Origin of the sequence: Stappia sp. WLB 29 (genome assembly GCF_023507705.1) — a bacterium.
Lineage (GTDB): Bacteria > Pseudomonadota > Alphaproteobacteria > Rhizobiales > Stappiaceae > Stappia.
On the sequence record NZ_JALBGD010000015.1, the window covers coordinates 41,859 to 55,981 of the forward strand.

The window sequence follows — 14,123 nt, forward strand, 5'->3', positions numbered from 1 at the left end:
GCGAGCCGGTATAAGCGGCTGCAAGAACAAAGGCCGGAGACCCGCCCGCATGCCGATTGCCGCCTTCGGCGCTATCCACCTCGACACGATCGCCCATGCGGACCGCCGGATCCTGCGCGAAACCTCCACGCCGGCAGCACTTGCCGTACGGCCGGGCGGCGTCGCGACCAATGTGGCGCGCGCGCTGGCGCGGCTCGACTGCCGCATCGCGCTGGCCGGCCGGCTGGGACGCGAGGCGGAGGCCGACGGGCTGCTGGTGCAGCTGATGGCGGAAGGCGTGGACACCGCAGCCATCCGCCGCAGCGACCTGCCGAGCGGGCGCTATCTCGCCCTGCACGATCCCGACGGAACGCTGGCGGCGGCCGTCGTCGATGCCCGCATCACCGAGACGCTGGAACCGGGCGCCCTGCTGCCGCTGACCAAGGCGCAGGAGGAAGCCGGCTGCTGGTTTCTCGATGCCAACCTGCCGCAGCCGCTTCTGGCGGAATTGGCGGAGACAGCGGGAGAGCGGAGGCTGGCGGCCGACGCGGTCTCGCGGGCCAAGGCCGCAAGGCTCGGCCCGATTCTGCCGCGTCTCGATCTGCTGTTCTGCAACCGTGCGGAGGCCGCCGCCCTGCTCCGGCAGGACGAGAGGCAGCAAGAGCCGGACGACGGCGGCGCGGAGGCGGCAAATGCGCTGGTGGAGGCCGGCGTGCGGGCCGTGGTGGTGACCCGGGGCGCAGCCCCCGTGCTTCTGGCGACCCGCTCGGGCATCGACGAGATCTCGCTGACGACATGCGATGGCGCAGCAGCCCCCCCGCCGCGGATCGTGGACGTGACCGGGGCGGGCGATGCGCTGATCGCCGGAACGCTGGCGGGCCTGGAGCACGGGTTTCCGCTTGCACGGGCGGTCGCGGCCGGCATGCGCGCCGCAGCGCTGACGCTGGAAAGTCCCGGCGCGGTGGCGGACACATTGACGTGGGCAGCAATCGCGCCGACGAGATAAAAAAGGATGCGCGGCAGCCGCCACCCGGCCATGCGCAAACGGGGTGGCCGGGCGCCTCGACAGCGACGGGGCGCCGGCCCTATAAGGCGGTCCGCACCCGGCAGGGGACGGCAGGACGGAGCGAATTCGACATGCTGGACAAGGATATGAACGGGCTGGCTCCGGTTCTGCAGCTGGGCGAGGAGGTCGCCGCGGCACTGGCCGTGGGGCGCCCCGTGGTGGCGCTGGAATCGACCATCATCACCCACGGCATGCCCTGGCCGAAGAATGTCGAGACCGCCCGGCTGGTCGAGGCGGACATCCGCGCCGGCGGCGCCGTCCCGGCGACGATCGCGGCCCTCGACGGCAAGCTGCATGTCGGACTGTCCGACGGCACGCTGGAGCGGCTGGCCAAGGCCGAGGGCGTGATGAAATGCTCGCGCGCCGATCTCGCCATTGCGCTGGCGAGCGGCCGTCCCGGCTCCACCACCGTCGCGGCGACGATGATGGCCGCCCATGCCGCCGGCATCGCGGTCTTCGCCACCGGCGGCATCGGCGGCGTGCATCGCGGCGCGGAGACGAGCTTCGACATTTCCGCCGATCTCGACGAACTGGCGCGAACGCCGGTCTGCGTGGTGGCGGCCGGCGCCAAGGCGCTGCTCGACCTGCCCAAAACGCTGGAAGTGCTGGAAACGCGCGGCGTGCCGGTGATCGCCCACGGGCAGGACGCCTTCCCGGCCTTCTGGTCGCGCGACAGCGGCCTTGCCGCGCCCTACCGCATGGACACGGCGGACGAGATCGCCGGGCTGCTGGAGCTGCGCGCCCGGTTCGGCGAACATGGCGGCGTTCTGGTCGCCAACCCGGTGCCGGAGGCGGACGAAATTCTCCCCTCTCAGATCGCCTCGGCCATCGAGCAGGCGCTGGCGGAAGCGGCACGGCGTGGCGTCGGCGGCAAGACGGTGACGCCCTTCATCCTGTCGATGATCTACGAGCTCACCAAGGGGCGCAGCCTCGTCACCAACATCGCGCTGGTCCGCAGCAATGCGCGGCTGGCGGCGGCAATCGCGGTTGCGCTGGCCGCGCGGCAGGGCAGGACCGCAGCCGGCCGTTTCTCCTCTGACGTGTAACTGCCGCATTTTATATGCTTAACTCGCTGCGACCGGCAGCCATGGGGGGGCGCCGAACGATGGTCCCACCCGCGCCGGTCGCCGGAGTCCAATACGGCCCTGCCCAGCCCGCCCCTCGGGCGGCAACGCGGGCGAGACAGGAAGACAGAGGCTAAGATGGCGGAAGCAGCAGCTCAGACCGGACTTTCTCCGATGCAGTATCTCGACAAGGCCGTGGCCGCCCTGCGCGACATGGGCCTGATGCCCGACGGCACCGCCGAGGCGCCGATCAACGCGCTGCTGGAGAAGATCTCCGACCTGTCTCCGGACAAGATCGCGGTGATCACCCGCACGCTCGGCCAGTCGCAGACCTTCAACGAGGTGGTGCGCAACGAGATCCAGGCCATGTCGATCGGCGAGCGTTACGAGGCGATCACCGAGGCCTTCAACTCGATCCGCGACGACGCCAAGGGCATGGTCGACCAACTGGCCGACGGCAAGATCTCCTTCATGGAGAACATGTCCAACAAGTGGCGCGACATGACCCGCGGCACGATCTCCGACCGCTTCGGCAAGATCCGGGAGACCTATCTCGACGTCGCCCGCGACACCAAGGACCAGATCGAGCGCGAGCAGCGCATCCTGGAGGCCTATCGCGATTTCCGCGGCGCGCTGAAGCAGGCCGAGGTCCTGGCGCTGGAGGTGCTGAACACCGCGACGGCCCGTCTGGAAGAGGCCAAGGCCGCGCTGGAGGCCTCCAACAAGGAGGTCGAGGCACATGACGGCGGCGACGCTGCGGCCAAAGCTCGCCTGGAGTTCGCCCGCGACGAGAAGATGCGCGCGATGCAGGACGAGGAGAAGCGCTACCAGATCGCCAAGGACCTCTCCGACAACCTGACCATCGGCTACAACACGTCGGAAGTGATCATGGCACGTCTGATGCAGACGACCAACGCCAAGGAGCGGGTCTATGCGCAGTCGGTGACCTTCTTCTCCACCAACGATTCCGTGCTGACCGCGCTGAATGCCTCCTTCACCGGCCTGCACGGTCTGCACGAATCGACCGAGGCGCTCAACGCCATGAAGGACGGCGTGTCGAAGTCGCTGGAGACCCTGGCGGAGATCGGCGATGCGGTGCAGGAAGCGGCGCTGAAGGCCGGCTACGGACCGACCATCCAGGCGGCGGCCGTCAAGAAGCTGGTCGACTCGGTCATCAACTTCCAGGTCAACTCGCGCGAGATCATCAACGAGATGCGCGTCATGTCGACGAGGAACTCCGAGGAGATCCGCGACGCGGTGGAGGACGGCAAGCGCCGTCTTGCAAAGCTCGCCGCACAGGGCAACATGATCGGCGCCTGAGCCGCCCGCAAGGGAACCGCATCCATCACGGCCGGCCGCGGACATCCGGGGCCGGTCCTGCCGCAAACGGCTGCAGGGGAACGAGTGCATGGCCTCCGACACCGCCTCGACCAGGGCGCCGCTCGATGAGCTGATGATGGCGATGGACGTGGTCGACACGCTGCGCCACGACGAACGCATCGCACTGAAGGAACTCGGCTCGGACGAGCGCGACGCTGCGATGATCCAGCGTCTGCGCGAGATCTATACGAGCCAAGGCATCGAGGTTTCCGACCGCATTCTGCGCGAAGGCGTCGAAAACCTGAAGCAGAACCGCTTCGTCTACAGCCCGCCAGCGGCCGGCTTCCAGCGCACGCTGGCGCTGATCTACGTTACGCGCCTGCGCTGGGCGAAGGCGATCGCGATCCTGCTGCTGCTGGCCGTTGCCGCAGCGCTGGCCTGGCACTTCCTGGTGACCGCCCCGCGCGAGCGGGCCGCCGAGGCGCTGCGGATCGAGCTGACGCAGACCCTGCCGACGGAGATTGCCGCGACCGTGCGCCGGATCGGCGAGGTGAGCGATGAAACCGCCGCCCGCGAGCGGGCGGCGACGCTGGCCACCGGCGGCCAGGCTGCCCTTGCCGCGAACGATGCGGCCGCCGCCCGCAAGGCACTGGCCGACCTCAAGGCGCTGGAGGCCCGCCTGCTGCAGGTCTACGACATCCGCATCGTGTCCCGTCCGGGCACGCCGACCGGCGTCACCCGCATCCCCCAGGCCAACACCTCGGCGCGCAACTACTACCTTCTTGTCGAGGCGGTGGCGCCGGACGGAAAGATTGTGCCGCAGGAAGTCACCTCCGAAGAGGACGGCGCCCGAAAGACGGTCGCCATCTGGGGCCAGCGGGTGCCGCAATCGACCTTCGACGCGGTGCGCCGCGATAAGGAGGAGGACGGCATCGTCAGCAATCCGGTGCTCGGCAGCAAGGCGCGCGGCAAGCTGCAGCCCGAGTGGCAGGCCCGGGTGGAGACGGGAGCGATCACGCAATGGTAGCTCTTGCCCAGGCGGCATCGCGCCGAACGACACTTGAGGGAGGGACCGGCGGGAGGCCGGCAGGCACGCACAGGACGGCAAGGGGCACGCGGGCATGGTGAGCGGACGTCAGACCCTCGGCTCGATCGAAAGGGCGCTCGGTGAGGTCCGGCAGGAGGAAGACCTCCTGCGGCGGCGCGTCGACGACGCCATGCGCGAGATCAACGATCTGCGCGGCGCCGAGTTGGAAGCCTTCCGGGAGCTTGCCCGCTTTCGCCTGCGCGAAGGCGGCGACAAGGCCTTCGGCCAGCGCATCGACAAGGACGAGGCCGAGGCCCGTCGCCAGCTGGAACAACGGGAACTGGCGCTATCGGCCTTGCGCGCCCAGCATGATGCCCTGACGAGCGACGTCGCCGCCCTCACCGAGCAGCGCCGCCGCCTGACGCGCGAGCGCGATGCGGCGAGCGACCGGCTCGACGCCATTCTCGAGGCCGTCGACGAGAAGCTTGCCGGCGATCCGGCCTACACCGCCCAGCGCGAGGCGGCGGAAGCCGCGCAGCGCACGGCCGAGGCCGCGCGGTCCAAGGCACGGCAGGCGCAGGACGACCGGGCAGCCAAGAGCAAGGCCTACGAGGACGACGCGCTCTTCGCCTATCTGTGGAAGCGCGGGTTCGGCACCTCGGCCTATCGTTCGACCGGCCTTATCCGCATGCTCGACCGCTGGGTGGCGCGGCTCATCCGCTACGACGATGCACGCCCCAACTACGCCATGCTGGTGGAGATCCCGCATCGGCTCGAAGCCTATGCCAGCGACCGAGAGGCGGAGGCGGAGGCGGAACTGGCCAAGCTCGGCGCCCTGTCGCGCCAGGCCGCAGCGGACGTCGCCGGCGAGGACCTTGCCGCAGTCATCGAAACCGCCGAACGCGAGATCGAGGACACGACGGCAACGCTGGAGAAACTGGAAGTCGAGCTGGAGGAACTGGGCAAGCGCGAGCAGCCCTATCTCTCCGGCGAGGATTCCGAGTTCCGCACTGCCGAGGAGGCCTTGCTGCGCTCGCTGCGCTCCGAGGAGCTGACCACCTTATGGCAGGAGGCGCTCGCCACCCCCTCGCCCGACGACGAGCGGATCGTCCGCCGTCTGCAGGATCTCGACGCCCGCATCGAGATCCTGAACAGCGCGACGGAAAAGGACCAGCGCACGTTGCGCGATCTTGCCCGCCGGCGCGACGAACTGGCCAAGGTGACGCGCCAGTTCCGTCAGAAGCGCTATGACACCTGGGACTCCACCTTCGACAACGACAGCCTGACCGGCGTTCTGCTCGGCGAGTTGGCCAAGGGCGCCCTGTCTGGGGCCGACTACTGGGCCAAGGCCGAGAAGTCGCGCAAGCGGCGCAAGCGCCACGGCGGCAGCGTCGGCTTTCCCGGCGGCATCGGCCTGCCCGGCTCCATGGGTGGGGACGGCCCGGGAGGTGGACGCGGCGGCTTCGGCGGCGGCGGCTTCGGAAGCGGGGATTCCTTCGGCGGTGGCGGCTTCAAGACCGGCGACACGTTCTGATCGTTCGCACCCGGATCTCCAACCGGCACGTGCCTTGGCACATTCGCCGGGATGCCTGCGTCCGCAGTCTTTGTTAACTTCGCTGTCGCAAGCTTGCGCTTGCGCAAAAGGTCCGCCGACACCGCCTTCCAGGTGCCGCCCGGATATCCTGCCCGTATCCGGGCCCTTACTTCTTGGGGAATGCCGCAATGCTGCTCCGCCTGACCCTCGTCCTCGTTGCCGCCACGGCGCTTACCGCCTGCCAGTCCGGCCGGCGCGGACCCGCCCCGGTCGAACCGCAGCAGGCAGTGCTGACCGTGCCGACCGGCGCGCAGTCGATCACCGTCCGGGCAAATACCGAGACGGTTCGCCAGACCATCGTCGCCAACGCGACAGAGCGCGGCACGCCGATCACCCAGAACCAGCCCAACATGGTGATTCTGGAGCGGACGGTGACGGGAGAGAACCCGGCCCTCGACAGCGAGTTCGGCCCCTCCGACAACGGCCCGCGCAAGTTCCGCATCCGCGTCCGCTTCCAGGGCACCGGCTGCGATACGCTGGTGGTGCAGGACGTCGCCGTCATCAACAATGCCGGCACCGCGCTGGAGCAGGTCTTCACTCTGACCCAGCCGCAATACAACCCGCGCGACAGCCTTGTCGGCCTGAAGTCGAAGGCGGAATCCGGCGCCCGCTGCATCTGACGGCAGAGCGGGCAAACCTGAGGGGAGCGACCTTGTCGCTTCCCTGCCGTTGCATGCGAGGCGAAAACGCGCTTGTCTCGCGGCCGGGTTGAATCGAACTTTCCCTCCCGCTCGCAACCAGCAGCGCCATGGCCACCGTCTACGATCTGAAATCCCGCTTCCAGGACCTGCTGCGCCCGATCGTGCGCGCCCTGGCGCGCGCCGGCATCACCGCCAACCAGGTAACGCTGGCGGCCCTCGCCCTGTCCGTGCTCGCCGGGCTCGCGATTGCCCTGTGGCCGGCCGCCGGCCTGCCGCTCGCGCTCCTGCCCCTGGTGCTGTTCTTGCGCATGGCGCTCAACGCCATTGACGGCATGCTGGCCCGCGAGCACCATCAGCAGTCGGCACTCGGCGCCGTGCTCAACGAGCTCGGCGACGTCGTTTCCGACCTTGCGCTCTACCTGCCCTTCGCGCTTGTGCCCGGCGTCTCGCCCGTGGCCGTCGTCGGCCTGTGCCTGCTCGCCGTGATCGGTGAGATGACAGGCGTCGTCGGCGTCCAGATCGGCGCCTCGCGGCGCTATGACGGCCCCCTCGGCAAGAGCGACCGCGCCGTCCTGTTCGGTACGCTCGGCCTGTTGCTCGGCATCGGCCTCGCCGGCCCCGTCTTCGCCAACTGGGTGCTGGCAGTGGCGCTGCTTCCCGCCGCCCTCACCATCTTCAACCGCGCCCGAAAGGCGCTGGCCGAGGTCCGGGAGGGCCGTCCGTGAGCCTGTTCGACGACCTGACGCCGCTCCACCTCGCCATCGCCGGCATCTGGGGCATCCTGGTCCTTGCCAGCATCCTCGTCTTCGCACTGAAGCGTCTCCAGCCCCAGCGCGACCACTCCGAACTGGTCAGCCGCACGGTGAGCTGGTGGGGCATGATCGCCCTCTTCACCGCCGCCTTCCTGCTGAGCCGGACGCTCTCCATCGTGTTGTTCGCGCTGGTGAGCTTCCTCGCCTTCAAGGAATACCTGTCGATGATCCCGACCCGCCGGGCCGACCGACGGGTGCTGTTCTGGGCCTACCTGTCGATTCCGGTCCAGTATTACTGGGTCGCCGACGGCTGGTACGGCATGTTCGCCGTCTTCATCCCGGTCTACATGTTCCTGTTCCTGCCCTTCTCCATGCTGCTGTCGCAGCAGACGGAAGGCTTCCTGAAGGCGATCGGCACGCTCAACTGGGGTCTCATGCTCTGCGTCTTCTCGCTGAGCCATGCGGCCTTCCTGCTGGTGCTGCCGGTGGCCGGCAACACGGATCCGCAGGCGGGCGCCGGCCTGCTGCTCTATCTGGTGTTCCTGACCCAGTTCAACGACGTCGCCCAGTACACCTGGGGCCGTCTGTTCGGCCGCCGCCCCATCGTGCCCGTCGTCAGCCCGAAGAAGACCTGGGAAGGCTTCCTCGGCGGATTGCTGACGACGACGGTGGTGGCCGTTCTCGCCGCGCCGCTGGTCACGCCCTTCGACTGGCAGCAGGCGGCAGCGGCAGGGCTGATGATCGCGGCCGCCGGCTTTATCGGCGACGTGACCGTCTCGGCCGTGAAGCGCGATCTCGGCGTCAAGGACACCGGCTCGCTGATCCCCGGCCACGGCGGCATCATGGACCGGATCGACAGCCTGACCTTTACCGCGCCGCTGTTCTTCCACTTCGTGCGCTACTTCCACGCGTGAGGACACCATGACGCGCGTGCTGCAGATCCTGTTCTTCCTGGCAGCGCGCGTCGTCGTGCTGTTCGTGCTGGGACTGAACGTGCGTCGGCGCGAATGGCTGCCGGAACACGGGCCGGCGGTGGTCGTCGCCAACCACAACAGCCATCTCGATACGCTGGTGCTGATGTGCCTGATGCCGCTGTCGAAGCTGCACCTGCTGCGTCCGGTCGCCGCCGCCGACTACTTCCTCGCCAACAGGGCGATGGCGTGGTTCTCGCTCAACATCCTGCGCATCATTCCGATCGTCCGCAAACCGGGCGAGCGGAAGGACGGCACCCCCGGCGCCGATCCGCTGGCCGAGTGCCACGCCGCTCTGGCCAAGGGCGAGATCCTGATCCTGTTTCCCGAAGGCAGCCGCGGCGAACCGGAAAAGATGACCGCGTTGAAGAAGGGCATCGCCCATCTCGCCGAGAAGAACCCGGACGCACCCGTCGTGCCGGTCTTCACCCATGGGCTCGGCAAGGCGCTGCCGAAGGGGTCGTTCCTGCTGGTGCCGTTCTTCTGCGACATCTTCGTCGGCGAACCGATCCGCTGGCCGGGCGACCGCACCGCCTTCATGGAGACGCTCACGGCGCGCTTCGCTGCTCTCTCCGCGGAGAAGACCTTTGCGTCTTGGGAATAGCTGGTGGAATAGGCTGGTCGCGCTGGGTGCCGGCCTTTGGGGCCTTGCCGAGGCGACCGTCTTCTTCATCGTGCCGGACGTGCTGCTGAGCTTCATCGCGCAGGTCTCGCTGAAGCGCGCGCTCCTTGCCGCCCTTGCCTCGGTGGCCGGAGCGCTGGTCGGCGGCGCGCTGCTCCACGCTTTCGCAAACGCCGATCCGCAGGCCGCGCAGGCGCTGCTCCTGAACGTGCCGGGCATCTCCCCCGAACTGGTCGCGCGGGTGGCGGAGCTGATCGAGAACGGCCTGCTCGCGGGCATGGTCGCCGGCTCCTTGAGCGGCGCGCCCTACAAGATCTTCGCCGTGGACGCGGCGACCGCCGGAGTGCTCCTCTGGGCGTTCCTCCTGGCAAGCGTGCCGGCCCGACTGCTGCGGTTTGCGCTCGTTGCCCTTGCGAGCTGGCTCGTCTTCGCAAGGCTGCTCGCCGGGCTTGCGCTGCGCATGCGCCGTTGGCTGCTCGCCGGCGCGTGGCTGCTCTTCTATCTCGCCTATTTCACCGCCATGGGATGGTGAGGGGGATGGTGAGGCGCGGGGCGGCGAGAGTGGCGCGGAGCGGAGCCGAAAGCCCCGCCCCGCCACAGCGGCTCAACTCGCCAGCACGTCCTTCACCATCGTTGCCAGCTGCTTCAGCGTGAAGGGCTTGGGCAGGAACGAGAACTTCTCGTTCTCCGGCAGGTTTTTCTCGAAGGCGTCTTCCGCATAGCCGGAGACAAAGATGATCTTCAGATCCGGCTGGGTCTTGCGCAATTCGCGCAAGAGCGTCGGCCCGTCCATCTCCGGCATGACCACGTCGGAGACCACGAGATCCACCTCGCCATCGGTCTCTTCCATGATCTCCAGCGCCTCGGCGCCGCTGGACGCCTCGTGCACGGTATAGCCGCGCGAGGTCAGCGCCCGTGCCGCGAAGGCACGCACCGCCTCCTCGTCCTCGACCAGCAAGATGGTTGCCGAGCCAGTCAGATCGGTCAGCTGCGGCGCCTCGACCGGCTTCACCTCCACCTGCTCCGCCTCGTTGCGCACATGGCGCGGCAGGAAGATGCGGAAAGTCGTGCCCTTGCCGATCTCGCTGGTGCAGAAGATGAAGCCGCCGGTCTGCTTCACGATGCCGTAGACCGTCGACAGCCCCAGACCCGTGCCCTTGCCGACCTCCTTGGTGGAGAAGAACGGCTCGAAGATCTTCTCCATCACCTCCGGCGTCATGCCGGTGCCCGTATCGGTGACCTCGGTCAGCACGTATTCGGCGACCGGCATGCCGCGCGTGCCCTCGTAGGACTGCGACTGATCCTCCGGCACGTTGAGCGTGCGGATGGTCAGGTGACCACCCTCGGGCATGGCGTCGCGTGCGTTGACGGCAAGATTGACGATGACCTGCTCGAGCTGATTGAGGTCCGCCATCACCGGCCAAAGGTCGCGGCCGTGCACGACGCTGAGCTCCACCTTCTCGCCCAGCAGGCGGTCCAGCAGGATCGACAGGTCCGCCAGCACGTCGTTGAGCGCCAGCTCCTTCGGCCGCAGCGTCTGGCGCCGCGAGAAGGCGAGCAGCTGGCGGACCAGGCCGGCCGCACGGTTGGCGTTCTGCTTGATGTTCATGATGTCCTGGAAGGACGGATCGCTCGGCCGGTGGCTGGCCAGCAGCAGGTCGGAGAAGCCGATGATCGCGGTCAGCACGTTGTTGAAGTCGTGCGCCACGCCACCGGCCAGCTGACCGATCGCCTGCATCTTCTGGCCTTGCGCGAACTGCGCCTCCAGCACGCGCTGCGCGGTCGTCTCCAGCACATAGACGATGGCCGCATCCGAATCGTCCTCTCCGTCGCGAACCGCCGAGACGTAGACGGTGGCGGAGCGTCCGTCCTCGCGCTCGTCGAGGCGCACATCGACCGGCGGGATTTCGCTGCGCCCCTCGGCGGCGGCGGCAAGCGCCTCCATCAGCGCCGGGCGCGAGGGAGCGGTGACGTGATCGACGAGCTTCGGCGCGCCCTGCGTGGTGTCGGAGGTGCCGAACAGACGCACGAACGGCGCGTTGGTCTTGCTGATACCGCCGTCGTGGTCGATCGAGGCGATGGCAATCGGCGTGTTGTTGAAGAAGCGCGCGAAGCGCACCTCGGAGGAGCGCAGCGCCTCGGCCGCATCCTCGCCGCGCGAGCGGTTGAGCACCAGCGTGCGGCTCTCGCCCGGCAGTCCGCCGGCGCCGAACGGCACCCGGTGCAGGATGCGCACCGGCACCGACCGTCCGCCGCGGGTGGTCAGGTCGAGATCGAAGGTCTCGGTCTTGACCTCGCCCGCCTTGCCCTGGACCGAGAGCAGAAGCTCCGCCCCGTCGCCGCGCATGAATTCGCTGACGCCGAGCGAACCAGCCTCGAAGCTGACGAGGTCGTAGCCGAGCCAGTCGGCCAGCGTCGCGTTGAGATAGACGACGCGGCCCGCGGCATCGCAGGAGAAGAAGCCTGCGGGGGCATGGTCAAGGAAATTGATGACCCGCTGGAGCTCCTGGAACGACGTCTCCTGCTCGGTGCGATCGCCGCTGATGTCCGACAGCTGCCACACGGTGCAACCGCGCTCGCCGCCCCGACCCGTGGCCAGCGGCAGCGGCCGCACGCGCACCCGGTACCAGCACGGCTCGCCATCGTTGCGCCCGAGCGGATGCGGCAGGCGGATTTCCTCCTCCGCCGCGCGCTCGGCCTCGGCCGCCCGCGTCAGGTGGAAGATCGCGTCGGTCGCGGCCGGATCGCTGGAGAAGACACGCTCGACGCCGCGCATCTCGGTCGGCCCCTCGGCGCCGATCAGCCGCGCATAGGCATCGTTCGCATAGACGATGCGCCCATCGCGCTCGACAACGAGGACGCCGTCTTCAAGCGTGTTGAGAAAAGCGGCCGGTACGGGACTTGCCGGCGCGCGCGAGGAAAAGCGCAGCAGGCCGATGGCCCCGGCGAACAGCGAAAACACGCCGATGACGGCAAGCACGCCCAGCAGCGCCAGCACGAAAGGCTCCGCCTGGCCGCGCTCCATCAGCGACAGGGCTGCCGCGGCACCGACAAGGCCGACCGCAAGCAGGATCAGCAACAGGATGCTGCCTGAGCGCTCCTGCCGCTCGACCGCGGGAGACGACGGACCCCGATCACTTCTGCTCATTCACATACCCCGCGGCGCCAATCGCGCCAGCCTTCCCTTCGGCACCCACCGTGCGCCCATGCGCCCGGCGACGAACGCCGCTCCTAGCTGCGCCAGGCTCGGCGTTCCCGCATTCGATAAACGAAACCGATCACTTCTGCCACCGCGCGATACTGCTCTTCCGGCACTTCCTGATCGATGTCGATCGCCGCAAAGAGGGCACGGGCCAGCGGCGGGTTCTCGACCACCGGCACTTCATTGTCGCGCGCGATCTCGCGGATCCGCAACGCCACCGCGTCCGTGCCCTTGGCGACGCAGAGGGGCGCCTGCATGCCCTGCTCGTATTTCAGCGCCACCGCGTAGTGGGTCGGGTTGGTGACCACCACCGTGGCCTCCGGCACCGCCGCCATCATGCGCCGCCGCGACCGCTCCATGCGCAGCTGGCGGATCTTGCCCTTGACCAGCGGATCGCCCTCGGTCTGTTTGTATTCCTCCTTGATCTCGCGCTGGCTCATCTTCTGCTTGTCGAACCACTTCTTGCGCTGCCAGACGTAATCGAGGCCCGCAACCACGGTCATGAACGCCAGGATCGCCGCGATCAACTGCAGCACGAGGATCTGCACCTCCTCCAGCATCACGACTGTGTCGCGGAAGATCATCGTGTCGATCGTGTCGCGCTGCGGCCACAGCACGGCGACCATCAGGCCGCTGACCACCGCGATCTTCACCAGGCCCTTTGCGAAGTTGACGAGGCTTTCGGACGAGAACAGCCGCTTGAACCCTGCCAGCGGCGAGATCTTGGACAGTTTCGGCTTCATCCGTTCGGCAGACCAGATGAGTTGGTGCTGAATGATGTTGCCGATGACCGCCGCCGCCAGCAGCAGGAGAAGCGGCAAGGCCAGGATGGCGCCGATCCGCAGCCCGGTGTCGCGCCACAATTGGCCGAGGCCTCCGGCATCGACGGGGATCTGGTGCGAATGGGCGAGATAGCCGCGCAGCGCAGCCTGGAGGTCGTCCGCCATGCCCGGTGCCAACAGCGCCACCACCAGCCCGGTGCCGAGCATGGTGAACCAGGTCGACACCTCCTGGCTCTTGGCGACGTCGCCCTTCTCGCGCGCGTCGTCCAGCTTCTTTTGCGTGGGGTCTTCTGTCTTTTCGGCGTCGTCGTTCTGTTCGGCCATCGCCCTACCCCGCGATGAACCGGCCGAGCGCCGTCTCGAAATGCGACAGATACCACATCATCATCGTCACCAGCAGGGCGAAGAGCATCAACCCGCCGATGGCGATGTTGAGCGGCATCGCGATGAAGAAGATCTGCATCTGCGGCATCAGCTTGTTGAGCAGGCCGAGCCCGAAGTAGAAAACGAGCCCGACCACGATGAACGGCGCGGCGATGCGGATCGCAATCGAGAACAGCTCCGCCGTCAGCATCGTGGCGAGTTCCGCCATGTCGCCGACGGGAATGCCGCCTCCCGGAGGAAACAGCTGGAAGCTGTCGTTCATCGCGGCAATCACCAGGTAGTGCAGGTCGAAGGCGAAGATCAGCGTGATGCCCAGCAGGCTCAGGAAGGAGCCGATCACCGCGCCCTGCTGGCCATCCATCGTCGGATCGGTGGCCATGGCGAAGGCTAGGCCCGACTGGTTGGCGATGATCATGCCGGCGATGGACAGGACATAGGTGATCAGCCGCGCTCCCAGGCCAACGAAGAAGCCGATCGCGAACTCGGACGCCAGCAGCACGCCGATACGAGGCAGCGGCAGGGTCGCGTCGACCGAATAAAGCGGCGCGGCGACCGGATAGAAGACCAGCGTCAGCAACAGCGCCACCGCCAGACGGATGTTCGGCGGGATCGACCCCTCCCCCAAGGCCGGCATCAGCATCAACATCGTGCCGAGCCGGGCGAAGAGCAGCATGAACAGCAGCGCCACCTGGGGAAGAAGGGAAATATCGAAGCTCATG

The 14,123-nt window shown here is 67.9% G+C and carries 13 protein-coding genes; 10 read left to right on the forward strand and 3 right to left on the reverse strand.

All coding sequences use genetic code 11. The features are described 5' to 3' along the window. The first annotated feature begins 49 nt into the window (after positions 1-49). The 10 genes from MNI96_RS20500 to MNI96_RS20545 all read left to right on the forward strand — a co-directional run bounded on the left by MNI96_RS20500 (position 50) and on the right by MNI96_RS20545 (position 9,568). On the forward strand, positions 50-985 hold the full coding sequence (locus MNI96_RS20500) for a PfkB family carbohydrate kinase (RefSeq protein ID WP_249696197.1): 936 nt from the start codon (positions 50-52) through the stop codon (positions 983-985). A 131-nt stretch (positions 986-1,116) separates the two neighbouring features. Then, positions 1,117-2,091, forward strand: a complete 975-nt coding sequence (locus tag MNI96_RS20505; RefSeq protein WP_249696198.1) for a pseudouridine-5'-phosphate glycosidase — start codon at positions 1,117-1,119, stop codon at positions 2,089-2,091. A gap of 156 nt (positions 2,092-2,247) precedes the next feature. Continuing rightward, positions 2,248-3,429 (forward strand): cell surface protein, encoded by a 1,182-nt coding sequence (locus MNI96_RS20510; protein ID WP_249696199.1) that lies wholly within the window; start codon positions 2,248-2,250, stop codon positions 3,427-3,429. Between the two features lie 88 nt (positions 3,430-3,517). Continuing rightward, positions 3,518-4,456, forward strand: a complete 939-nt coding sequence (locus tag MNI96_RS20515; protein ID WP_249696200.1) for a DUF6384 family protein — start codon at positions 3,518-3,520, stop codon at positions 4,454-4,456. 94 nt (positions 4,457-4,550) lie between these two features. Beyond that, positions 4,551-5,990: a coiled-coil domain-containing protein gene (locus MNI96_RS20520; RefSeq protein ID WP_249696202.1), complete on the forward strand. Its 1,440-nt coding sequence runs from the start codon at positions 4,551-4,553 to the stop codon at positions 5,988-5,990. Positions 5,991-6,178: 188 nt separating this feature from the next. After that, positions 6,179-6,670: a hypothetical protein gene (locus tag MNI96_RS20525; RefSeq protein ID WP_249696203.1), complete on the forward strand. Its 492-nt coding sequence runs from the start codon at positions 6,179-6,181 to the stop codon at positions 6,668-6,670. Between the two features lie 128 nt (positions 6,671-6,798). Next, on the forward strand, positions 6,799-7,416 hold the full coding sequence (locus MNI96_RS20530; protein ID WP_249696204.1) for a CDP-alcohol phosphatidyltransferase family protein: 618 nt from the start codon (positions 6,799-6,801) through the stop codon (positions 7,414-7,416). After that, on the forward strand, positions 7,413-8,357 hold the full coding sequence (locus tag MNI96_RS20535; RefSeq protein WP_249696206.1) for a phosphatidate cytidylyltransferase: 945 nt from the start codon (positions 7,413-7,415) through the stop codon (positions 8,355-8,357). The genes MNI96_RS20530 and MNI96_RS20535 overlap by 4 nt, the downstream gene beginning before the upstream one ends. Positions 8,358-8,364: 7 nt before the next feature. Beyond that, positions 8,365-9,018, forward strand: coding sequence for a lysophospholipid acyltransferase family protein (locus MNI96_RS20540; RefSeq protein WP_249696207.1), 654 nt, complete (start codon positions 8,365-8,367; stop codon positions 9,016-9,018). Continuing rightward, positions 9,002-9,568, forward strand: a complete 567-nt coding sequence (locus MNI96_RS20545) for a hypothetical protein (RefSeq protein WP_249696208.1) — start codon at positions 9,002-9,004, stop codon at positions 9,566-9,568. The genes MNI96_RS20540 and MNI96_RS20545 overlap by 17 nt, the downstream gene beginning before the upstream one ends. 72 nt (positions 9,569-9,640) lie before the next feature. Here MNI96_RS20545 and cckA read toward each other — a convergent pair whose 3' ends face one another. The 3 genes from cckA to fliR form a co-directional block, all read right to left on the reverse strand. After that, positions 9,641-12,184 (reverse strand): cell cycle histidine kinase CckA, encoded by a 2,544-nt coding sequence (gene cckA, locus MNI96_RS20550; protein ID WP_249696210.1) that lies wholly within the window; start codon positions 12,182-12,184, stop codon positions 9,641-9,643. Between the two features lie 83 nt (positions 12,185-12,267). Beyond that, complete coding sequence (flhB, locus tag MNI96_RS20555) at positions 12,268-13,344, reverse strand: flagellar biosynthesis protein FlhB (protein WP_249696212.1); 1,077 nt, start codon at positions 13,342-13,344, stop codon at positions 12,268-12,270. A 4-nt stretch (positions 13,345-13,348) separates the two neighbouring features. Beyond that, the gene (gene fliR, locus MNI96_RS20560; RefSeq protein ID WP_249696213.1) at positions 13,349-14,122 is read right to left on the reverse strand and encodes a flagellar biosynthetic protein FliR; all 774 of its coding nucleotides are present in this window, start codon (positions 14,120-14,122) and stop codon (positions 13,349-13,351) included. Between the last annotated feature and the right edge of the window lies 1 nt (position 14,123).

What these genes read in the sequence shown, in the direction of transcription:
- flhB (WP_249696212.1), bottom strand. Translation starts at nt 13,344, where the DNA reads ATGGCCGAACAGAACGACGACGCCGAAAAGACAGAAGACCCCACGCAA.
- MNI96_RS20540 (WP_249696207.1), top strand. Translation starts at nt 8,365, where the DNA reads ATGACGCGCGTGCTGCAGATCCTGTTCTTCCTGGCAGCGCGCGTCGTC.
- MNI96_RS20515 (WP_249696200.1), top strand. Translation starts at nt 3,518, where the DNA reads ATGGCCTCCGACACCGCCTCGACCAGGGCGCCGCTCGATGAGCTGATG.
- MNI96_RS20505 (WP_249696198.1), top strand. Translation starts at nt 1,117, where the DNA reads ATGCTGGACAAGGATATGAACGGGCTGGCTCCGGTTCTGCAGCTGGGC.
- fliR (WP_249696213.1), bottom strand. Translation starts at nt 14,122, where the DNA reads ATGAGCTTCGATATTTCCCTTCTTCCCCAGGTGGCGCTGCTGTTCATG.
- MNI96_RS20500 (WP_249696197.1), top strand. Translation starts at nt 50, where the DNA reads ATGCCGATTGCCGCCTTCGGCGCTATCCACCTCGACACGATCGCCCAT.
- MNI96_RS20510 (WP_249696199.1), top strand. Translation starts at nt 2,248, where the DNA reads ATGGCGGAAGCAGCAGCTCAGACCGGACTTTCTCCGATGCAGTATCTC.
- MNI96_RS20530 (WP_249696204.1), top strand. Translation starts at nt 6,799, where the DNA reads ATGGCCACCGTCTACGATCTGAAATCCCGCTTCCAGGACCTGCTGCGC.
- MNI96_RS20520 (WP_249696202.1), top strand. Translation starts at nt 4,551, where the DNA reads ATGGTGAGCGGACGTCAGACCCTCGGCTCGATCGAAAGGGCGCTCGGT.
- cckA (WP_249696210.1), bottom strand. Translation starts at nt 12,184, where the DNA reads ATGAGCAGAAGTGATCGGGGTCCGTCGTCTCCCGCGGTCGAGCGGCAG.
- MNI96_RS20525 (WP_249696203.1), top strand. Translation starts at nt 6,179, where the DNA reads ATGCTGCTCCGCCTGACCCTCGTCCTCGTTGCCGCCACGGCGCTTACC.